Consider the following 19,817-nt stretch of genomic DNA (forward strand, 5'->3'; position numbering starts at 1 on the left):
CGTGACCGCCGTGCGGTACGTAACCGGAGACGGGCGAACAGCAGTCCATTGTGCCAGACGAGCGCCGCCGGAAGTTAATCGACCTGTCGGCGACGCTGCGGCACACCGCGCAGAACGATTACGTCGGGATGTGACAGCACCGCCGGTGACGTCCGGGGATCGACGTCGTAGACCAGAAGGTCCGCGGGAGCGCCGTGTTCCAGACCCGGCCATCCGAGCCACGATCTGGCACTCCAGCTCGCGGCGCCGAGCGCCTCGGTCGGCGTCTTTCCGACTTCGGTCAGCGCCTGCACCTCGTCGGCGATACGCCCGTGCCGGATGGATCCGCCCGCGTCGGTACCCGCGTAGATCGACACGCCCGCATCGTGCGCTCGACCGATGGTCGAGCTGACCCGCGCGTGCAGGTCGCGCATGTGGCGCGCGTAGATCGGGTACTTCGACGCCGACGCGGCGATGTCGGGAAAGGTCGCGATGTTCACGAGAGTCGGCACCAGCGCGGTGTCGTGCCGGACCATCATCTCGATGGTCTCGTCGGTCAGGCCGGTGCCGTGCTCGATGCAGTCGATGCCCGCCGAGATCAACCCGGGCAGGGCGTCCTCACCGAAGACGTGCGCCGTGACGCGAGCGCCCTCGGCGTGGGCTGCGTCGATCGATGCTCGCAGGATCTTCTCGTCCCACAGCGGCCTCAGGTCACCGACGCTGCGATCGATCCAGTCGCCGACGAGCTTGACCCAGCCGTCACCGAAACGTGCTTGTCGCGCAACGACTTCCGGTAGTTGCGACTCGTCCTCGACGTCGATCGCGAGGCCTTGGATGTACCGCTTGGGGGACGCGATGTGCCGACCCGCGCGGATGATGCGGGGCAGGTCGTCGTGATCGCCGAGGGCGCGTGTGTCGACGGGCGAGCCTGCATCGCGCAGCAGCAGCACGCCGACGTCCCGTTCGGCCCTCGCCTGTTCGACGGCGCCGTCGACATCCTCGTGGCCGCCGCCGTACTTGATGCCCACGTGGCAGTGCGCGTCGACGAGGCCGGGAAGAATCCACCCGTCGTCGCACAACGTGTCCGCATGCGTGACCGGGTCGAGCGAGATGCGGCCGTCGACGATCCAGAAATCGACCGGATCCTCCGACGGCACCGGCCGACCCCGAACCCGGAAGGCGGGCACGGTCGGTCCGCTACTTCTTCGGCAGTTTCAACTGCGACAGGTCGATGCCCTCCAGTCCCGGGGGTAGCTGGTCGAGACCCTTGGGCATGCCCGACAGATCCGGCATTCCCGCGGGCATTCCACCGGGCATGCCAGGGAAACCGCCCCTTATCTTGGGCTGAGTCGGACCGCGTCCGCCCTTCTTGCCCTTCTTGCCCTTCTTGCTGCGGACCTGCTTGCGCGCGCCGGGCATGCCCATGCGGCCTGCCATCGCCGACATCATCTTGCGCGCTTCGAAGAACCGGTCCACCAGCTGGTTGACGTCCGACACCTTGACGCCCGATCCGTTCGCGATGCGTAGACGCCGCGACGCGTTGATGATCTTCGGATCGTTGCGTTCCTGCGGCGTCATGCCACGAATGATCGCCTGCACACGGTCGAGCTGCTTCTCGTCGATGTTGGCCAGTTCTTTCATCTGGCCTGCACCCGGGAGCATGCCCAACAGGTTTCCGATCGGGCCCATCTTGCGGACGGCCATCATCTGCTCGAGGAAGTCGTCGAGCGTGAGCTGACCGGAACCGATCTTGTTGGCGGTCGCCTCGGCCTGCTCGGCGTCGAAGTGCTGCTCCGCCTGCTCGATGAGGCTGAGGACGTCACCCATGCCGAGAATTCGACTGGCCATACGGTCCGGGTGGAAGACGTCGAAGTCTTCGAGCTTTTCACCGGTCGACGCGAACATGATGGGCTCGCCCGTAACCTCGCGCACGCTGAGCGCTGCACCACCTCGGGCGTCGCCGTCGAGCTTGGTGAGCACGACGCCTGTGAATCCGACGCCGTCGCGGAACGCCTGCGCGGTGCTGACCGCGTCCTGACCGACCATCGCGTCGAGCACGAACAGCGTCTCGTCGGGCTGCACGGCGTCTCGGATGCCCGCGGCCTGATTCATCAGTTCGGTGTCGATACCGAGACGGCCTGCGGTGTCGACGATGACGATGTCGTACTGCTTGGTGCGTGCTTCGGCGACACCGGCACGTGCGACCTCGATCGGGTCGGCAGCCGAGATGCCGAGCTCGTTCTCGCCGCCACCGATCGACGTGCCGGGGTGCGGAGCAAACACCGTGGCGCCCGCACGCTCACCGACGATCTGGAGCTGGCTGACTGCACCGGGGCGCTGGAGGTCACACGCGACCAGAAGCGGTGTGTGTCCCTGCTCCTTGAGCCATTTGGCGAGTTTGCCGGCGAGCGTCGTCTTACCGGAACCCTGCAGGCCGGCCAGCATGATGACCGTCGGCGCCGTCTTCGCGAACGTCAGTCGGCGCGTCTCGCCGCCGAGAATGCCGACGAGTTCCTCGTTGACGATCTTGACGACCTGCTGGGCCGGGTTGAGAGCACCCGAGACCTCGGCGCCCTTGGCGCGCGTCTTGATGCGCGTGATGAACTCACGCACGACGGGCAGAGCGACGTCGGCTTCGAGCAGCGCGAGCCTGATTTCACGGGCTGTGGCATCGATGTCGGCCCCCGAGAGTCGACCCTTGCCACGCAGGTCCTTGAGGGTCCCGGTCAACCTGTCGGATAGGGATTCGAACACCGATTGCACTCCTGAGCCAATTGCGAATGGGGCCTGAACAGACGAGTAGAGCAGGCTCCAGACTAGCGCCCGCTACCGCGCCCCGTCGTCATCGAGGCCGACAGAGCGCGGTCCGCAGGATTGCCTACGCGTTTCGTGCTGCGTCGTTCCAGGTCACCGACACCCCTCGGGTGGCCAACCACTGCGCCGGGTCGACCTTGACCCCACCCGGGTCGTGGACCTCGAAGTGCAGGTGCGGGCCGGTGGACTGACCTCGGTTGCCGACCGTCGCGATCTGTTGGCCCGCCGAGACCTGCTGTCCTTCGGCCACCGAGTAGTTGTCGACATGGCCGTAGATGGTTTCGGTGCCGTCGGCGTGCATGACCTTGACCCACAAGCCGAACCCCGATGCAGGCCCTGCCGCGGTGACGACACCGTCGGCGGCGGCAAGAACGGGCGTTCCGATGGGGGCCGCGACGTCGAGGCCGCCGTGGTGCGTTCCCCATCGCGAACCGAAGCTCGACGTCAGAACACCCGAAACCGGTTGCACGGCCTTCTCTTTCAGCGGCTGCAGTCCCTGCAACAGATCCTGAGCCGCTTTGCCGACGTCCGGCAGCCCGAGTGCGGGAAGGTCGGAGGTGTCGGGAATCTCGATGCCGGGCGGCAGCTGGATGTTCTCCGGCAACTGGATGCCCGCGGGGAGTTCGAACCCGGCCGGGAGCATGTTCGGCGGGATCTGGAACGGCACTGCCGCCGCGGGGGCCTGCGGCGCGGGAGCAGGTGCCGCCGACGCGGTACCCGTTCCCATCTGAGCCGCACCCGCGACGATCGCACCGGTGGCGGCGACGATGGTCGCCGCCCTCAACCCCGAATCCTTGGAGTCCTCCGTCGCCCTGTGGCGCCCACGTGGTGTCGTCGAATCTGTATCGGCCGGAACGTAAATGTTCGACCGCCGGTGGGATCCCACAGTGTCTACCTCATCAGTCGTCGGCGTGCGCCCCCGAGCAGTCACTGCTCGGACCCGCTTTTCGTCTGCTGGCGGGAAACGTAACAAAACGATCTCGCGCGCAAACACCGTAACCGAATCTTTATGAGATCTCACTACGAACGATGGGAATTCGACGCCTGGCCGACACCGGACCTAGGTTCCTTCGGGTTTTTCCGGTGGTCTCGGCGGTTCCGGGGCGGGAACCACACCGAGAATCGCTTCTTCGATCTCCTCGCGTGTCGCACGAGTGTCCGATCCGGTCAGGTCGATACAGAAGGCGTCGACGACGGACGTACCGAGAGTCGCCACCCGCGCCCACCGCACGTCGGCACCGAGCTTCTCCAGCGCGCTCGCGAGCCGACAGAGCAGGCCGAGGCGGTCCTCGGCCCGCAGTTCGAGCACGACCTGTCCCGGTTCGGTCCCGTCGAACCACAACACGCGCGGAGGAGCCTGGGCGTACAGCACCGGCACCGCCGAGTCCTCCCCGTCGATAACCGGAGGGCGAGCATTCCGTTCCTTCTCGTTCAGCACCGCCACCAGATCGAGCTCACCGGCCTGTGCGCGAATGAGTTCCTGACGCAGCAGCCCCGCTTGAGGCGGAGCTCCGAACAACGGCGTGACGGCGAACGAGTTGACGGCCGAACCGTCGTGACTGCCGAGGGACGCCGACAACACGCGCAGTGAGTGCAGCGCGAGAACGCCCGCGGCGTCCGACAACAAACCGGGGGTGTCCGGCGCGACGACCGTCACGACGAACGTGTGCGACCCCTCGGTCGGCTGCAGATCGACGTGTACGCCACCCTTCTCGGCCAACTCGACGTGAGCCGGGTCGAGCGGATCGGGTGTGGGCAACGACTCCCCCGCCATCACCAGACGGCAGCGTCGTACGAGCTCCCGGATGAGCGACGCCTTCCAGTCACCCCACACTCCCGGACCCGTCGCGAGCGAGTCGGCCTCGGCGAGCGCGTGCAACAGCTCGAGAAGAACCGGATCGGCGCCGAGGGCGTCGACGACGGTCTGCACCGTCACGGGATCGTCGAGATCGCGCCGTGTCGCTGTCTCGGGCAACAACAGATGGTGACGCACCATCGCGGTCAGGAGTGCCACGTCCGACGGCCAGAGCCCGAGCCGATTACCGATCTGCGTCGCCAACTCGGCGCCGACGACGCTGTGGTCTCCCCCGCGACCCTTGCCGATGTCGTGGATCAATGCCCCGAGGATCAATAGGTCGGGTCGAGCGACGCGCGTCGTCAGCGCCGACGCGTAGGCCGCAGTCTCGACGAGATGCCGGTCGACAGTCCAGGTGTGCACCGCGTCGCGCGGCGGAAGGTCGCGGACGGCACCCCACTCGGGCAGCAAGCGCCCCCATAGGCCGGTGCGGTCCAGTGCCTCGATCGCCGGGATCGAGCGTCGACCGGAGCCGAGCAGGACCAACAGATCGTTCACCGCTTCCTTGGGCCACGGTTCACGCAGTTCGGGTGCGCTGTCGGAGAGTCTGCTCAACGTGGACGCCGACATCGGCATCCCGTACTGCGCCGACGCGGCCGCCACGCGGGTGATGAGCCCCGGATCCTTGCTCGGACGGGCATCTCGGGCGAGCACGACCTCTCCTGCATGCTCGACGACGCCTTCGTCGAGCGGCCGACGTACGGGTACTCGGCGCAGACGCGACAGCCCGCGTCGTGGAAGCGAATTCCCGGCGGTGCGTAGCCCGACGTCCACCGAGTAGCTGATGGTGCGTGCCGAGTCGCTGAGAACGCGGGCGAGGTCGAACCGGTCTCCGATGCGCAGTGCTGCACCGATCTCGTCGGCATCCTGCGCACGCAGTTGGTCGCGGGCGCGGCCGGCAACACGATGCAGTTCGGTTCGGACGTCGAGCATGCGCGTGTGGGCGAAGGCGAGTCCTCCTCCCGGAGACTGCGGACCGAGCCCCGGCATGCCGTCGGTCAGCTGGGCGATGGACAGGGCATCGAGAAGCTGGACGTCCCGCAGTCCACCACGACCGCTCTTGAGGTCCGGTTCGGCGCGATGTGCGATTTCGCCGCTCCGCGACCACCGCGACTGCGTCTGGGTGATCAGTTCGTCGAACCGCGACCGGATGCCGGTACGCCACTCGCGCCGCACTCCGCCGATCAGCAGATTGCTGAGCTCGACGTCTCCCGCGATGTGACGGGCTTCGAGCATGCCGAGCGCCGCAGTCAGATCCGTCGACGCCACCTGCAGAGCCTGCGGCACCGTGCGCACACTGTGGTCGAGTTTGATGTGGGCGTCCCACAGCGGATACCACAGCTTGTCGGCCACCTCCGACACCAACTCGGGGTCCATGTCGTCGTGGAGCAGTACGAGATCGAGATCGGAGTACGGAAGCAATTCGCGGCGCGCGAGGCCTCCGACTGCAACGATCGCGAACCCCGAATCGGGTTTGATCCCGAGTTCGGCACCCTTCGTGGTGAGCCAGAACTCGTGAAGGTCCACGAGCGCCTGCCTCAGCGCGGGCGCGTCGAGACGGCGTCCGCGTGTTCCGCCGTCGAGCAATTGTTTCCTGGCGCGCGCCAGGTCTGCCGCCGCATCGGAACTCTTGGTAGCGGACGGCCCAGAGGCCGAAGGCCCCGACCCTGCAGCTTTCGCTGCAGAGCCGGGGCCGCCTGCCCGCGACCCAGTGGGGTCAGAGCGCATCGGCACCACGTTCCCCGGTACGTACCCGGATGACCGAGTCGACCGGCGAGACCCACACCTTGCCGTCGCCGATCTTGCCGGTGCGAGCGGCTTCGACGATGACCTCCACGACCTTCTCCACCGCGGCGTCGTCGACGACGACCTCGACGCGCACCTTCGGCACGAAGTCGACCGAGTACTCGGCGCCTCGGTAGACCTCGGTGTGGCCCTTCTGACGTCCGTATCCCTGGACTTCACTGACCGTCATGCCAAGCACACCGGCCTGTTCGAGACCCGTCTTGACGTCCTCCAACGTGAACGGCTTGACGATTGCCGTGATCAGCTTCATTTTCTGCTTCCCTTCACAAGCTCTGGAGTGCCCGGTTGCGTGCGGAGCTTCGATTCGCTCCTATCTCTACCTTGTCAGGCGAAGTCGTACGCCGTCTCGGCGTGTTCGGCTTCGTCGATTCCCTTGGCTTCGTCTTCCTTCGACACACGCCAACCGAGCGGCTTCAGCGCGAATGCGATGACGGTCGTGATGATGCCGGTGAAGATCAGTGCGACGAGAGCGATGACGATCTGGACGACGAGTTGCTTGTAGTCACCGCCGTAGAACAGGCCGGTCTCGGATCCGAAGAAGCCGATGGCGACGGTTCCCCACAGACCTGCGACGAGGTGGACACCGACGACGTCGAGCGAGTCGTCGTAGCCGAACTTGAACTTAAGGCCGACTGCGAGAGCGGAGAGAACACCGGCAATGGCGCCGAGGAAGATCGAGCCGATCGGCGTGAGAGCACCGGCGGCAGGCGTGATGGCGACGAGACCGGCGACGATGCCCGACGCAGCGCCGAGGCTGGTGGCCTTGCCGTCGCGAATGCGCTCGACGACGAGCCATCCTGCGATGGCAGCAGCGGTGGCCGTGGTGGTGTTGACCCAGGCGAGACCGGCGACACCGTCGGCGGCGAATGCAGATCCACCGTTGAAGCCGAACCAACCGAACCACAGAAGTGCAGCGCCGAGCATGACGAACGGCAGGTTGTGCGGGCGGAATGCGACGCGGCCGAATCCGGCGCGCTTACCGACGATCAGCGCCAACACGAGGCCGGCCATACCGGCGTTGATGTGAACGACGGTGCCACCGGCGAAGTCGATCGGTGCGACGGAGGCGACCAGGCCGCCCTCACCGTCGTCGGTCGTGCCGAACAGCTTGGCCGCGAGTCCGTCCTCGGAGCCCGAGAGGAGTCCACCGCCCCACACCATGTGTGCCAGCGGGAAGTAGGCCAGCGTGACCCAGATACCTGCGAACGCGAGCCACGTTCCGTACTTGACGCGGCCTGCGATGGAACCGCTGATGAGGGCGACGGTGATGATCGCGAAGGTCACCTGGAACGCGATGTCGATCACGTTGGCGTAGCCCCAGGCACCGGCGATGAAGTTGCCGTCCGCGTCGGTGATCGAATCCTTCAGTCCGAAGAACTCGAACGGGTTCGCGAAGATCCCGCCGATGTTCTCGGTGCCATAGGACATGGACCAACCCCACAGAACGTAGATGATGGCGACGACGAACATCGAGCCGAACGACATCATCATCATGTTCAGCACGGACTTCTGCTGCGACATGCCGCCGTAGAAGAACGCCAGGCCTGGCGTCATCAGCAGCACCAGCGATGCGGCCACCAGCATCCAGGCGGCATTGCCGGAGTTGGCCAACAAATCCTCGGGACTCACGTACACCCTCCTTATCTGACGCACCGGTTGGCGCGTGGTCTGGACAAAGAGTGGTTTCACTAGGTTTCATCGGTGACACTCCGGTGTTTCGCGCATGTGAACGGACAGACGGAATGTGTTGCTAGTACGTTTCGTCCAGGCGTTTCGTCCTTTCGCCGGTTTTGCTTCGAGCACGAAACCGGCGAAAAGCGGTCGAAACCGGCCACCCTCGAACGAACCCGTCCACAACGAAAAACACGCCCCGCCGACGGTTCGGCGGGGCGTGTTTCGTGTGGCTTCGTGCGGCGGACGGCCGCACCTGATGTCAGCCGAGCAGTGCGTCGACGAACGCCCCCGGCTCGAACGGCGCCAGGTCGTCAGCGCCCTCTCCGAGCCCGACGAGCTTCACCGGAACACCGAGTTCGCGTTGGACCTGGAACACGATGCCGCCCTTCGCGGTGCCGTCGAGCTTGGTCAGTACGACGCCGCTGATGTCCACGACCTCGGCGAACACACGTGCCTGCATCAGACCGTTCTGTCCGACCGTCGCGTCGAGAACCAACAGCACGTCGTCGACGCGCGCTCGCTTCTCGATGACGCGCTTGACCTTTCCGAGCTCGTCCATCAGGCCCGACTTGGTGTGCAGACGCCCGGCCGTGTCCACGACGACGACGTCGACACCCTGCTCGATGCCCTTGGACACCGCGTCGAATCCGACGGCGGCCGGATCGGCGCCTTCCTTGCCGCGCACGACGTCCGCACCGACGCGCTCGGCCCACGTCTGCAACTGGTCCGCTGCTGCGGCGCGGAACGTGTCGGCCGCGCCGAGCAGAACCCGGCGGCCGTCGGCGACGAGTACGCGGGCGAGCTTGCCGGTGGTCGTCGTCTTGCCGGTGCCGTTGACACCGACGACGAGCAGCACCGCAGGCGTACCTTCGTGCGGCAGCGCCTTGATCGACCGATCGAACTCGGGGTGCAGTTGAGCGACGAGGACCTCGCGCAGCAGTGCTCGCGCATCCGCTTCGGTGCGAATGCTGCGCGCCGCCATCTGTTCACGCAGCGTCGACATGATCTCCGCCGTGGTCGACGACCCGATGTCGGCGATCAGCAGCGTGTCCTCCACTTCCTCCCACGAATCCTCGTCGAGATCGCCACCACCGAGCAGTCCCAGCAAGCTCTTCCCGACCGCGGACTGCGACCGGGACAACCGGCCACGCAGTCGGTCGATCCGGCCCTCGGTGGGTGCGATCTCCTCGATGACAGGACGCTCGGGCTCGGGCGTCGGGACAGGAGCAGGTTCCGGCGCGGGCTCGGGTGTGGGTGCAGGCTCGGGAGTCGGTGCAGGCTCGGGAGCGGGCTCCGGTGTAGGCGCGGGTTCGGGAGCAGGCGCGGGCTCCGGTGTAGGCGCAGGCTCGGGAGCAGGCTCGGGTGTAGGAGTCGGCGCGGGTTCGGGAGCAGGCGCAGGCTCTGGCGTCGGAGCGGGCTCGGGTGTGGGCGTCGGTTCCGGCCGCGGAGTCGGCTCGGGGCGCGGCTTGGGTTTCGGGGCGAGCTCCGGCTCGGCGGTGGCGGTGCCCTGGCTGAACGAGAAGCCACCACCCGCCTTGTAACCACCCGATCTGTCCTTCGGAGTTTCCTCGACGGCCTTGGTGTCCTTGGACTGGAAGGACACGCGGCGGCGACGGGACAGAACGAATCCCGCGACGAGCACGACGACAAGAATGGCCAGAACGGCCGCGACGACGATCCACGCTTCGGTACTCACGGGGACCATCCTGTCACGATGCGCTACAGCGCCCGCGTCAGCCGTGTCATGCCGGCGGCGCCGGTGCGGGATCCACCACGGAATCCTCGTCGATCGTTGCGCTGCCGATGGTTTCGACGCGATCCCGGTTCAACCGTTGCGAGATGACCGTCGTGATGCCGTCGCCGCGCATCGAGACGCCGTACAACGCGTCGGCGACCTCCATCGTCGGCTTCTGGTGAGTGATGACGATGAGCTGCGACTTCTCCCGTAGCTGCTCGAACAGCCCGATCAGCCGCCGTAGGTTGGTGTCGTCGAGCGCGGCCTCGACCTCGTCCATGACGTAGAACGGGGACGGTCGCGCACGGAAGATGGCCACGAGCATCGCGACCGCGGTCAGTGATTTCTCGCCGCCGGACAGCAGCGACAACCGCTTGACCTTCTTGCCGGGCGGTCGCGCTTCCACCTCGATACCGGTGGTCAGCATGTCGCCGGGTTCGGTGAGAATCAGTCGACCCTCTCCGCCGGGGAACAGTTTCGCGAACACCTGCGTGAATTCGCGCTCGACGTCGAGCCAGGCATCGGTGAACAGCTGAAGGATGCGGTCGTCGACGTCGGCGACGACCTCGAGCAGATCCTTGCGCGCCGATTTGACGTCTTCGAGCTGCGTCGAGAGGAAGTTGTAGCGCTCCTCGAGCGCAGCGAACTCTTCGAGCGCGAGCGGGTTGACCTTGCCGAGTGTCGCGAGATCGCGTTCGGCCTTCTTGGCGCGCTTCTCCTGCGTCACACGATCGAACGGCATCGGCGCGGGGGCGACGACCTGTTCGCCGCGTTCCTTCGCTGCTTCGTACTCGGCCATCTCCAGGTCGGTCGGCGGCAACGCGATGTCCGGCCCGTACTCGGCGATCAAATCGTCGAGGCCGATGCCGTGCTGCTCGAGAATGCTCGCTTCCAGCTGTTCGATGCGCAGCGCCGCCTGGGCGCGGGCTACCTCGTCGCGGTGCACGGCGTCGGTGATCGACGCGAGCTGCGCCTGCAACGCACGAACCTGTTCTTTGACGCGTTCGAGCTCGGCCGTCGTCGTCGCTTTGCGTTCGGCGAGCTCGTCGCGACGGGACGCGGCCTCGTCGACGACCATCGCCAACCGTTCGGCAACGCGCTCTCCCGCGGACGCCACGGCCTCGGCGACGGCAGCTGCATGCCGTCGCGATGCCATCTCGCGTTCGGCACGGGCACGGGCCTCGCGCTCGGCGCGAGCCGCTCGGCGCAACGAGTCGGCGCGTCCACGCAGCGACTGCGCACGTTCCTCGGCGGTGCGCACGTTCAGGCGTGCTTCGACCTCGACGGCACGGACTTCCGCCAACGCGGCTGCAGCTGTCTCGCGGGCGATGGTGGACTCGGTGGAGTCGCCGGTGCCCTCCAACCCGGATTGTTCGTCCTCGGCGAGCCGAAGCCGTTCTTCGAGTTCCGCCAGCGCCCCCAGAGCTTCCTCTCGACCGGTCTCGGCGGCCGCTCGCTGCTCGGACAGACGCGTCGACTCCGCGTGGGCGGATCGCGCCAATTGGCCGAGGCGGCCCAGCTGTTCGTAGACCGCGGCCATGGCCGCATCCGACTCGTTGAGCGCGGCCAATGCCTGCTCGGCCGATTCCTTGCGGTCGGACTGCTCGGCGAGCGCGCCCGACAACGCAGCTTCCAGCTCGGCCAATCGGCGTTCGGCCGCAGCGAGTTCGACCATGGACGTATCGATCGCGGCCTGTACCTCCAGCGTGCTGGGCCGACGATCCGAACCACCGGTGACCAGGCCCGCGTCGACGAGATCGCCCGCCGTCGTCACCGCACGCACCCCACGCGCCGACGCCACCAGCGACGCTGCGTCGTCGAGCGACGGGACGACTGCGACGTCACCGAGCAGGGCGAGCATCGACTCGGCCAAGGAATCCGGGTACGACACGACGTCGAGAGCCCACCGTGCCCCGTCGGGCAGGGTGACCGACCGATGCTGCGCATCGACGGCGGCGCCGTCGAACACGATCGCTGCCCGGCCTCCATCGGCTTCGCGGAGCGCCCGTACGGCCTCGCGCGCGCTCGCGAACGAGTCGGCATGTGCCGCGTCGGCGACCGGACCCATGGCCACCGCGATGGCGACGTCGAATCCGGGCTCGATCGTGATCCGCTCGGCCAGCAGGCCCGACAGGCCGGACTGGCCGTTCTCGATGAGCCACCCCGCGCCGTCCTTGCGTTCGAGGCCCATCGTCAGTGCTTCGATGCGCGCCTGGAACGACGCGACCTTCTTGCCCGCGGTTCGATCCTCGTTCTGCAACTCGGTGACGCGAGCATCGGCGCTGCGCAGTGCGGCGACCGCACGCTCGTAGTGCGTGTCGAGGCTGAGTTCGCTTGCGTCGAGCCCCGAGATCTGGTCCTGGACGCTGTCGAACTCCGATTGCGCGACGTCGCCGCGCTCACGGGCTTCGTCGATGGCGACCGACAACCGAGCTACCTCGGCATCGATGGACTCGACCTTCGTTCGATACGTGTCGACCTGCCCGGACAGCCGGGCGAATCCCTCACGGCGATCGGCGACGGCGCGCACGGCGGCCATGTGGGCGCGTTCGGCCTCGGCTGCGGCCGACTCACGTTCCATCAGCTGCTCGCGCGCTGCTTCGAGCGTCTCGCGGGCGATCTCGACGGCCTCGACGAGCTCCATCTCTTCCTCGGCGACGCGTTCGGCCTGCTGCTCGAGCTCGTCGGGATCCTGACCGCGGCCCGTCGACGGCGCACTGTCGAGGTGACGTGCGCGTTCCTTCGCGATCCTGATGGTGGCATTCACGCGTTCGGCGAGCGCGGACAGCTGGAACCAGGTCTGGCTCGCCGCCTCGGCACTGGGTGTCAGACGGGCGACCGACTGCTCGAGCTCGCCGAGCGCGACGTTTCCGGCTTCGAGGGTGTCCTGAACGACGGCGTACTGCTCGCGCTGCGCGGCTTCGTCCTGTTCCTGGCTGGCGAATGCCTCACGACGCGTCACGAGATCGTCGGCGGCCAGGCGCAGCTTCGCATCGCGAAGATCGGCCTGCACGGTCTGTGCACGCCGCGCGACTTCGGCCTGCCTGCCGAGCGGCTTGAGCTGACGTCGGAGCTCGGCGGTGAGGTCGGTCAGACGCGCGAGGTTGGCCTGCATCGCGTCGAGTTTGCGGACGGCCTTTTCCTTGCGCTTGCGGTGTTTGAGAACACCCGCGGCTTCCTCGATGAAGGCGCGTCGGTCTTCGGGCCGCGATTCGAGAATGGCGGCGAGGCGTCCCTGTCCGACGATGACGTGCATCTCGCGTCCGATACCGGAGTCGCTGAGCAGTTCCTGCACGTCCATCAACCGACACGAGTTGCCGTTGATCTCGTACTCGCCCGCACCGTCGCGGAACATGCGCCGGGTGATCGAGACCTCGGTGTAATCGATGGGCAGTGCACCGTCGGCGTTGTCGATGGTCAGCGTCACTTCCGCCCGGCCGAGCGGCGCCCGGCCGGACGTGCCGGCGAAGATGACGTCTTCCATCTTCCCGCCGCGCAGCGCTTTCGCGCCCTGCTCCCCCATGACCCAGGTGAGCGCGTCGACGACGTTGGACTTACCCGACCCGTTGGGTCCGACGACGCAGGTGATTCCCGGTTCGAAACGAAGAGTCGTCGCCGAGGCGAAGGACTTGAAGCCCTTCAGCGTCAGACTCTTGAGATGCATGACGAGTCAGATTACCGGGTAGGTCCGACCTGTTCGGCCGACACTCCAGTCGCCGACGTCGGGCCTCAACGCTCGACGAACCCGGAGAGTCCGCCGCGTGCTGGATCCCAGGATTCCACGACGAGCGACACGACGCCGGGAGTCGTCCCGCCGCGCAACAAGTCGAGAAGTCGTTCCAGCCGCTCGCGCGAGCCCTCGGCGACGACGAGAACACGGCCGTCGGCATGGTTGGTGGCGTGCCCGACGAGACCGAGTTCGAGCGCCCGAGACCGCGTCCACCATCGAAAACCCACACCCTGCACGGTTCCGTGGACCCACGCGGTCAGTCGTTCGTCGCTCATGCGGGGGCCAGCCGGCGGACCGAGCCGTCGAAACTCGTGGCGTACAGCGAATCCGGGTCCCATCCGACACCACCGAACTCGACCGCCGAGGTCGACGGCAGACCGGTTCCGATGACGCACGACGCACCGGACTCGGGGTCGATGCGCAGTACTCGACCGGCGAGGTTCTGGGCGAGGTAGATCTGCCCGTCCGGCCCGACGGTCAGGTCGTCCGACGCGGTGACAGGTCCGAATCCGTCGACCCGAATGCGACGAGCATCCCCACCGAGGTTCGACGCGTCGAGAACCGTGATGGCCAGTTCGGGCTCGAACGTGTTCGAGACGTACACCGTTCCGTCGGAGACGGCCAGCCCGTTGGCGCTCCCGACGTCCGTACGCACGTATCGAGCCGAGTTGGGATCGCCCGCGTCGACCCGTGTGACGCCGCTCGGCGTGCCGAGATTGCGTGTGACCAGGAGGTCACCGTCGTCGAGCACGGCCAGGCCGTTGGGCATGACGACGTCGCGCGCCACCACCGTGCGCGCACCGGTGTCGAGGTCGACGGCCTCGACCGTGCCGTCGTGAACGTCGAGAAGTCCCGACGAGAAGCCGTTGCCGGTCGTGAAATACAGAGTGTCGTCGCGTACGACGAGCCCACCGGGTGCAGTCACGTCCGGAACGACGACCGACCGAGTCCCGTCCGGCATCAGACCGGCGATGGCGCCGGGACCGGTGAGCGACGTCCGGGACAGCAGCATCGTTCCTCGGTCGTCGAACGTCACGTTCTCGAGCAGGCCGAGCCCCGACGCGACCGTGCTGACGGTCCACGGTGCACACGCGGGCGCTGCCGCTGCCGTGGGAGCCACGGCCACCACTGCCCCACACGTTGCCGCCAGTACCCCCAGAGCCGCCCCCCATCTCATGTCAGGCGTCCGTGACGACGTCGAGGGATACCTTCGTGCCCGCCTTCAGCGTGCGGCCGACGGTGCAGACCTTGTCGATCGCCCGTTCGACGACGGTCAGCAACCGCTGCTGCGCCTCGGGGTCGAGCTCGCTGAGGTCGAGCTCGAGAATCTCGTGGAGGTTCGGGTACAGCTCGTTCTCGCGGTCCGCGGCGCCCGAGACTCGGACGGTGGCGTCGTAGTTGTCACCGAGTCTGCGTGACAGAGGCAGGTCCGAGCTCATGCCGGTGCACGCCGCCAGCGCGATCTTGAGCAGTTCACCGGGAGTGAAGACTCCGTCCACCGACTCGGAACCGATCGACACCTCGGCCCCTCGCGAACTCTTGCCGGTGTACCGGCGGGTGCCCGTGCGTTCGACCCACAGCTCTGTCGGTGTGCTCTCGTCAGCCATGACAGCAGATTCTAGACAGGCCCGCCGACGCCTGCGGTCAGCGCGTGTTTCGAGGCCGCGGCTGACATTTCGGGCAGCTGTACGACGACCGGTTCATGAACTTCTCACGTCTGATCGGCGCACCACAACGCGAACACGGACGACCCTCTTGTCCGTATGCGTCGAGCGATCGATCGAAATAACCGGATTCGCCGTTGACGTTGACGTAGAGCGCGTCGAACGACGTACCGCCTTGCGCGAGCGCCTCGCCCATCACCGCATGTGCCGACGTCAGAAGCCGCCGAAGCGCAGGTCGCGTCAGGGTATCGGCGATGCGGTTGCCGTGAATCTTGGCCCGCCACAATGCTTCGTCGGCGTAGATGTTGCCGACACCGGACACGACGGTCTGGTCGAGCAGTGCCCGTTTGATCTCGGTGTGCTTGCCGCGCAACACTTCCACGACCTTTTCGGCGTCGAAGAGCGGGTCGACGGGGTCACGTGCGATGTGTGCCACCGGTTCCGGAACTTCGGTGCCGTCGACCACTTCCAGTGGGGCGACGGCCCATCCCCCGAACGTGCGCTGGTCGACGAATCGTAGATCGGCGCCGGAGTCGAGGTGCGCCCTGATTCGCAGGTGCTTCTCGTCGGGAACGGTCGGCGGCTGGACGAGCATCTGCCCACTCATGCCCAGATGCACGACGATCGCCATGTCGCCGGGGTCGAGTGGCAACCACAGATATTTTCCGCGCCGCTCCGCCGACGCGATTCGACGACCACGCAACTGCGCCACCAGATCTCGCTGGCCCGCGAAGTGACGACGCACCGCACGCGGATGCAGGACGTCGACCGAGTCGATGCGCGACCCGACGACGTGTGCCTCCAAACCGAGGCGCACGACCTCGACTTCGGGAAGCTCAGGCATCCACGCTGCCCGACGCCACGTCGGTGCCGCCGTCGGATTCTTCTTCGCTGTCCGACAACGCATTCCACGCGGTGCTTGCGGCCTTCTGCTCCGCTTCCTTCTTCGACCGCCCGATACCGACACCGAACGCGTGACCGCCGACGAGAACCGTCGCGGTGAACTCCTTGTCGTGATCGGGACCCGTCGACGAGATCTCGTACACGGGGACGCCGAGCGTCTTGCCCGCCGTCAGCTCCTGAAGGCTGGTCTTCCAGTCGAGCCCTGCGCCGAGTCGGGGTGCACGATCGAGCAGGTCCGCGAACAGTCGGGACACGACCTCACGCGCGACGTCGATTCCGTGCTGCAGATGGATCGCACCGAGGAGCGATTCCATACCGTCGGCGAGGATGCTCGGCTTGTCACGCCCGCCGGTCTGCTCTTCGCCTTTACCGAGCAGCAGATGACGACCGAGTCCGCCCTCGCCGAGGCCGCGTGCCACTTCGGCCAGAGCGTGCATGTTCACGACGCTGGCGCGGATCTTGGCGAGCTCGCCCTCGGACTTGTCCGGGTGCACCGCATACAGCCGTTCGGTGATCGCGAGTCCGAGCACCGAGTCTCCGAGGAACTCGAGGCGCTCGTTCGTCGGCAGCCCGCCCTGCTCGTACGCGTACGAGCGGTGCGTCAACGCCAACGTCAGCAGTGATTCGTCCAGTACAACGCCAAGAGCGGCGAGGAGCGACTCTCGGTCGTCCCCGCCGCTGCCGGCTGTCGAGCTGTTCCTGTAGGTAGAACTGCCCTTGTTCGTCACAATTCGTCCGATCCTGGGATCAGACCGCTGCTGCTACCTGGCGACCCTTGTAGGTGCCGCACGAGGGGCACGCGATGTGGGGCAGGGTCTTCTCGCCGCAACCGCGGTTGGGGCAGGTGACGAGGGTGGGCGCAGTGGTCTTCCACTGTGCACGACGCGACCTCGTGTTGGAACGCGACATTTTGCGCTTCGGGACAGCCACTTCTACTTCTCCTCGGCTTCGTTGTTCACAAGTTCTGTGCTCGGTTCTGAGCCCACGCCAAATTTGGCTGCAAGACCAGCCCAGCGAGGATCCAGTATGTCATGACTGTGGCCGGATTCAGCAATCGCCAGGCGAACGCCACATTCGGGGCACAATCCCTCGCAGTCTTCGCGACACAGCGGATAGAGCGGAAGCTCCAGCCCGACCGAGTCCACGATGACTGGTTCGAGGTCGATCCGATCGTCGACGACGCGATGAATCTCGTCCTCGTCGGTCGTTTCTTCCGTCACGCTGTCCGGGTAGGCGAACAGCTCGGTGAGGTAGACGTCGACGTCACCTGTCACCGGTTCGAGGCAGCGAGAGCACTCCCCTGTCGTGTCGGCACGCACGGTGCCGGTGACGAGAACGCCCTCGGACACTGCTTCCAACCGAAGGTCGAGCTCGACGGGCGATCCTTCGCTGATCGCGATCGAGTCGAGCCCGATGCGCGACGGCGCGGCGACCGTCCGCTGGATCTGTTTCATCGACCCGGGCCTGCGACCCAGATTGTCGACGTCCAGCACGAAACCCGCGTCCGCGTCGGGACGGGGGGTACTACGACCGGTTGACACAGTGAATCTTCCTGCTCGATGACGGATGTCTGCCCGATCGCAGGCACGACGAGTCGTCGAACCGTGCATCAGGCAACCACACAACGATACGCATGCATGCATGTCGGGGCAAACTGCGGCCCCGGATCCCGAGCGAGGACGACTACGAACGGCGTGACCGACGGAAATCGTCGGCCGGGTCGGTTCCGTAATCGGGGACGCCGGACCCGGTGCGGAGCTGTTGACGACCGCGTCCGACCGAGCGAATAGTGCCGGTCAGGAACTCCTCGAACTCGGCGAGCTTCGTGTCGACGTACACGTCGCATTCACTGCGCATCCGATCCGACTCCGCGTGCGCCTCGTCGATGACCCGCGCCGATTCCGCGTGCGCGGCCTGAACGACCTCGGTCTGCGCGACGAGACGAGCCTGTTCCGCGACGCCGTCCGCCACGCTTCGGTCGTATGCCGCCTGCCCGGACTCGATCATGCGATCGGCCTCGGTGCGCGCCCGCGTCGTCAGGGCCTCGTACTCCCGACGGCCGTCCTCCACGGTCCGTTCGGCAGTGTCGGTTGCGTCGTCGACCAGCTGTTCGGCGTGTGCCTTCGCTTCGGCGACCATGCGGTCCGCCTGGGCTTTGGCGTCGGCCAGAATGCGGTCTGCCGAATCCCGAGCATTCTCGACGGTGTCCTGCGCCTCCTGATTGGCCGACGTGACGGTCTTGTCGGCCGTGGCGCGAGCGTCGCCGACGAGCTTGTCGCGGTGGTCGAGCACGTCCTGGGCGTCGTCGAGCTCGCCGGGGATGGAATCACGGACGTCGTCGAGCAGTTCCAGCACGTCGCCACGGGGGACGACGCAACCGGCTGTCATCGGGACACCGCGCGCCTCCTCGACAATGGCGACGAGTTCGTCGAGCGCCTCGAATACGCGATACACCGGTAACCCCAATCGTCGAACCGAAGAAAGATCGAGCACAGTCCAGTTTGCCTGCAGATCCCCGCCCGTGCGCGACGCGCCCGCGGTGTGTCGGAACAAGCGTGTCGCGCGCTACTCCGCCTTGCGTTCGGCGATGCGCTCGAGGAGCGGTCCGTGAACGTGGGCAGGAACCATGTCCTCGACGTCGCCGCCGAACATCGCCACTTCCTTCACGAGAGAACTCGACAGGAAGCTGTACGTGGGGTTCGCCGGAATGAAGAGAGTGTCGACGCCGGACAGCTTCTGGTTCATCTGCGCCATCTGCAGTTCGTAGTCGAAGTCGTTGGCGCCGCGCAGTCCCTTGACGATGGCGGTGAAGCCTTCCTGGCGTGCGTAGTCCACCAGCAGGCCGTGCCACGACGACACCCGCACGTTTCCGAGATGGCCGGTGGCTTCCTTCAACAGTTCGATGCGCTCGTCGACCGTGAACAGTCCGCGCTTGCTCTTGTTGATCATCACCGTGACGATGATCTCGTCGAACTGCGCTGCAGCCCGGGTGATGACGTCGAGGTGACCTTTGGTCACGGGGTCGAAGGATCCAGGGCACACAGCTCCAGTCATGGACGAAGACGCTATCACCGAGGACGCGTCAGGAGCCGGGCGACGCTGCCACGCTCGCGATCTCGATACGCGTCTCGCCGTACTTCTTGACCTTCTCCGGAACGAGCCCGTCCGGCCATGCGGTCTCGGGCGATCTCGACGAACGTTCGAGCACCACAACGGCTTCCGGCGCGAGCCAGTTCCCGGCGAGCAGGTCCTGCAGCATCTTCTCGACCGCGGCATCGGTGACGGCGTACGGCGGATCTGCCATCACGAGGTCGTACTGCGTGTCGGCCGGCGCGGCCAGCACCGCCGACACGGGCGCGCAGCGTACCGTCGCACCCGCCAGGCCGACGCCGGAGACGTTGTCGCGTACCACCGACGCCGCGCGAGCATCCGACTCGACCAGCAGAACCGACGACGCCCCACGCGAAAGCGCCTCGAGGCCAAGGGCTCCCGATCCCGCGAACAGATCGAGCACGACGGCACCGTCGAGGTCGAGCCTGGAATCGAGAGAGCTGAAGAGCGCCTCGCGGACACGTTCCGACGTGGGACGTGTACCGCGAGGCGGCACCTTCAACCGCCGTCCTCCTGCAATGCCTGCGACGATCCTGGTCATCTACA

The 19,817-nt window shown here is 66.5% G+C and carries 18 protein-coding genes; all 18 read right to left on the reverse strand.

Annotated features, from left to right (window positions below):
- Nucleotides 1–74: 74 nt before the first annotated feature.
- The 18 genes from DK926_RS16090 to rsmD all read right to left on the reverse strand — a co-directional run bounded on the left by DK926_RS16090 (nucleotide 75) and on the right by rsmD (nucleotide 19,812).
- A complete protein-coding gene (locus DK926_RS16090; RefSeq protein WP_114331245.1) occupies nucleotides 75–1,166 on the reverse strand; it encodes an amidohydrolase family protein in 1,092 nt (363 codons plus the stop codon).
- Between the two features lie 10 nt (nucleotides 1,167–1,176).
- Nucleotides 1,177–2,733: a signal recognition particle protein gene (gene ffh, locus DK926_RS16095; RefSeq protein WP_068429158.1), complete on the reverse strand. Its 1,557-nt coding sequence runs from the start codon at nucleotides 2,731–2,733 to the stop codon at nucleotides 1,177–1,179.
- A 124-nt stretch (nucleotides 2,734–2,857) separates the two neighbouring features.
- Entirely contained in the window at nucleotides 2,858–3,679 is an 822-nt protein-coding gene (locus DK926_RS16100; protein WP_114331246.1) for a M23 family metallopeptidase, read from the reverse strand.
- Between the two features lie 174 nt (nucleotides 3,680–3,853).
- Nucleotides 3,854–6,376, reverse strand: a complete 2,523-nt coding sequence (locus tag DK926_RS16105) for a [protein-PII] uridylyltransferase (RefSeq protein ID WP_114331284.1) — start codon at nucleotides 6,374–6,376, stop codon at nucleotides 3,854–3,856.
- Entirely contained in the window at nucleotides 6,366–6,704 is a 339-nt protein-coding gene (locus tag DK926_RS16110) for a P-II family nitrogen regulator (RefSeq protein ID WP_019664269.1), read from the reverse strand. Before DK926_RS16110 ends, DK926_RS16105 begins: the two co-directional genes overlap by 11 nt.
- A 74-nt stretch (nucleotides 6,705–6,778) precedes the next feature.
- Complete coding sequence (locus DK926_RS16115) at nucleotides 6,779–8,038, reverse strand: ammonium transporter (RefSeq protein WP_206031271.1); 1,260 nt, start codon at nucleotides 8,036–8,038, stop codon at nucleotides 6,779–6,781.
- A gap of 349 nt (nucleotides 8,039–8,387) precedes the next feature.
- Nucleotides 8,388–9,833: a signal recognition particle-docking protein FtsY gene (gene ftsY / locus DK926_RS16120; RefSeq protein ID WP_207890842.1), complete on the reverse strand. Its 1,446-nt coding sequence runs from the start codon at nucleotides 9,831–9,833 to the stop codon at nucleotides 8,388–8,390.
- Between the two features lie 37 nt (nucleotides 9,834–9,870).
- Nucleotides 9,871–13,527 carry a chromosome segregation protein SMC gene (gene smc / locus DK926_RS16125; RefSeq protein WP_114331248.1) on the reverse strand — a complete coding sequence of 1,219 codons (3,657 nt, stop codon included), beginning with the start codon at nucleotides 13,525–13,527 and terminating at the stop codon, nucleotides 9,871–9,873.
- A gap of 65 nt (nucleotides 13,528–13,592) precedes the next feature.
- A complete protein-coding gene (locus tag DK926_RS16130) occupies nucleotides 13,593–13,868 on the reverse strand; it encodes an acylphosphatase (RefSeq protein ID WP_068428534.1) in 276 nt (91 codons plus the stop codon).
- Nucleotides 13,865–14,770 (reverse strand): SMP-30/gluconolactonase/LRE family protein, encoded by a 906-nt coding sequence (locus DK926_RS16135; RefSeq protein ID WP_114331249.1) that lies wholly within the window; start codon nucleotides 14,768–14,770, stop codon nucleotides 13,865–13,867. The genes DK926_RS16130 and DK926_RS16135 overlap by 4 nt, the downstream gene beginning before the upstream one ends.
- A 1-nt stretch (nucleotide 14,771) precedes the next feature.
- On the reverse strand, nucleotides 14,772–15,200 hold the full coding sequence (locus tag DK926_RS16140) for an OsmC family protein (RefSeq protein ID WP_114331250.1): 429 nt from the start codon (nucleotides 15,198–15,200) through the stop codon (nucleotides 14,772–14,774).
- A gap of 37 nt (nucleotides 15,201–15,237) precedes the next feature.
- Nucleotides 15,238–16,101, reverse strand: a complete 864-nt coding sequence (mutM, locus tag DK926_RS16145) for a bifunctional DNA-formamidopyrimidine glycosylase/DNA-(apurinic or apyrimidinic site) lyase (protein ID WP_114331251.1) — start codon at nucleotides 16,099–16,101, stop codon at nucleotides 15,238–15,240.
- Complete coding sequence (gene rnc, locus DK926_RS16150) at nucleotides 16,094–16,888, reverse strand: ribonuclease III (RefSeq protein ID WP_114331252.1); 795 nt, start codon at nucleotides 16,886–16,888, stop codon at nucleotides 16,094–16,096. Before rnc ends, mutM begins: the two co-directional genes overlap by 8 nt.
- Nucleotides 16,889–16,907: 19 nt before the next feature.
- Complete coding sequence (rpmF, locus tag DK926_RS16155; protein WP_080733022.1) at nucleotides 16,908–17,090, reverse strand: 50S ribosomal protein L32; 183 nt, start codon at nucleotides 17,088–17,090, stop codon at nucleotides 16,908–16,910.
- A gap of 2 nt (nucleotides 17,091–17,092) precedes the next feature.
- Nucleotides 17,093–17,701 (reverse strand): DUF177 domain-containing protein, encoded by a 609-nt coding sequence (locus tag DK926_RS16160; RefSeq protein ID WP_243636848.1) that lies wholly within the window; start codon nucleotides 17,699–17,701, stop codon nucleotides 17,093–17,095.
- Nucleotides 17,702–17,843: 142 nt separating this feature from the next.
- The gene (locus DK926_RS16165; protein WP_114331253.1) at nucleotides 17,844–18,614 is read right to left on the reverse strand and encodes a DivIVA domain-containing protein; all 771 of its coding nucleotides are present in this window, start codon (nucleotides 18,612–18,614) and stop codon (nucleotides 17,844–17,846) included.
- A gap of 111 nt (nucleotides 18,615–18,725) precedes the next feature.
- On the reverse strand, nucleotides 18,726–19,214 hold the full coding sequence (gene coaD / locus DK926_RS16170) for a pantetheine-phosphate adenylyltransferase (RefSeq protein WP_114331254.1): 489 nt from the start codon (nucleotides 19,212–19,214) through the stop codon (nucleotides 18,726–18,728).
- A 28-nt stretch (nucleotides 19,215–19,242) separates the two neighbouring features.
- Nucleotides 19,243–19,812 carry a 16S rRNA (guanine(966)-N(2))-methyltransferase RsmD gene (rsmD, locus tag DK926_RS16175; protein WP_114331255.1) on the reverse strand — a complete coding sequence of 190 codons (570 nt, stop codon included), beginning with the start codon at nucleotides 19,810–19,812 and terminating at the stop codon, nucleotides 19,243–19,245.
- Nucleotides 19,813–19,817: the final 5 nt, after the last annotated feature.

The sequence above is a fragment of the Rhodococcus sp. Eu-32 genome, assembly GCF_003336925.1.
Lineage (GTDB): Bacteria > Actinomycetota > Actinomycetes > Mycobacteriales > Mycobacteriaceae > Rhodococcoides > Rhodococcoides kyotonensis_B.

What these genes read in the sequence shown, in the direction of transcription:
- DK926_RS16135 (WP_114331249.1), bottom strand. Translation starts at nt 14,770, where the DNA reads ATGAGATGGGGGGCGGCTCTGGGGGTACTGGCGGCAACGTGTGGGGCA.
- DK926_RS16115 (WP_206031271.1), bottom strand. Translation starts at nt 8,038, where the DNA reads ATGCTGGTGGCCGCATCGCTGGTGCTGCTGATGACGCCAGGCCTGGCG.
- rsmD (WP_114331255.1), bottom strand. Translation starts at nt 19,812, where the DNA reads ATGACCAGGATCGTCGCAGGCATTGCAGGAGGACGGCGGTTGAAGGTG.
- ftsY (WP_207890842.1), bottom strand. Translation starts at nt 9,833, where the DNA reads ATGGTCCCCGTGAGTACCGAAGCGTGGATCGTCGTCGCGGCCGTTCTG.
- DK926_RS16105 (WP_114331284.1), bottom strand. Translation starts at nt 6,376, where the DNA reads ATGCGCTCTGACCCCACTGGGTCGCGGGCAGGCGGCCCCGGCTCTGCA.
- DK926_RS16130 (WP_068428534.1), bottom strand. Translation starts at nt 13,868, where the DNA reads ATGAGCGACGAACGACTGACCGCGTGGGTCCACGGAACCGTGCAGGGT.
- DK926_RS16140 (WP_114331250.1), bottom strand. Translation starts at nt 15,200, where the DNA reads ATGGCTGACGAGAGCACACCGACAGAGCTGTGGGTCGAACGCACGGGC.
- mutM (WP_114331251.1), bottom strand. Translation starts at nt 16,101, where the DNA reads ATGCCTGAGCTTCCCGAAGTCGAGGTCGTGCGCCTCGGTTTGGAGGCA.
- smc (WP_114331248.1), bottom strand. Translation starts at nt 13,527, where the DNA reads ATGCATCTCAAGAGTCTGACGCTGAAGGGCTTCAAGTCCTTCGCCTCG.
- DK926_RS16110 (WP_019664269.1), bottom strand. Translation starts at nt 6,704, where the DNA reads ATGAAGCTGATCACGGCAATCGTCAAGCCGTTCACGTTGGAGGACGTC.
- coaD (WP_114331254.1), bottom strand. Translation starts at nt 19,214, where the DNA reads ATGACTGGAGCTGTGTGCCCTGGATCCTTCGACCCCGTGACCAAAGGT.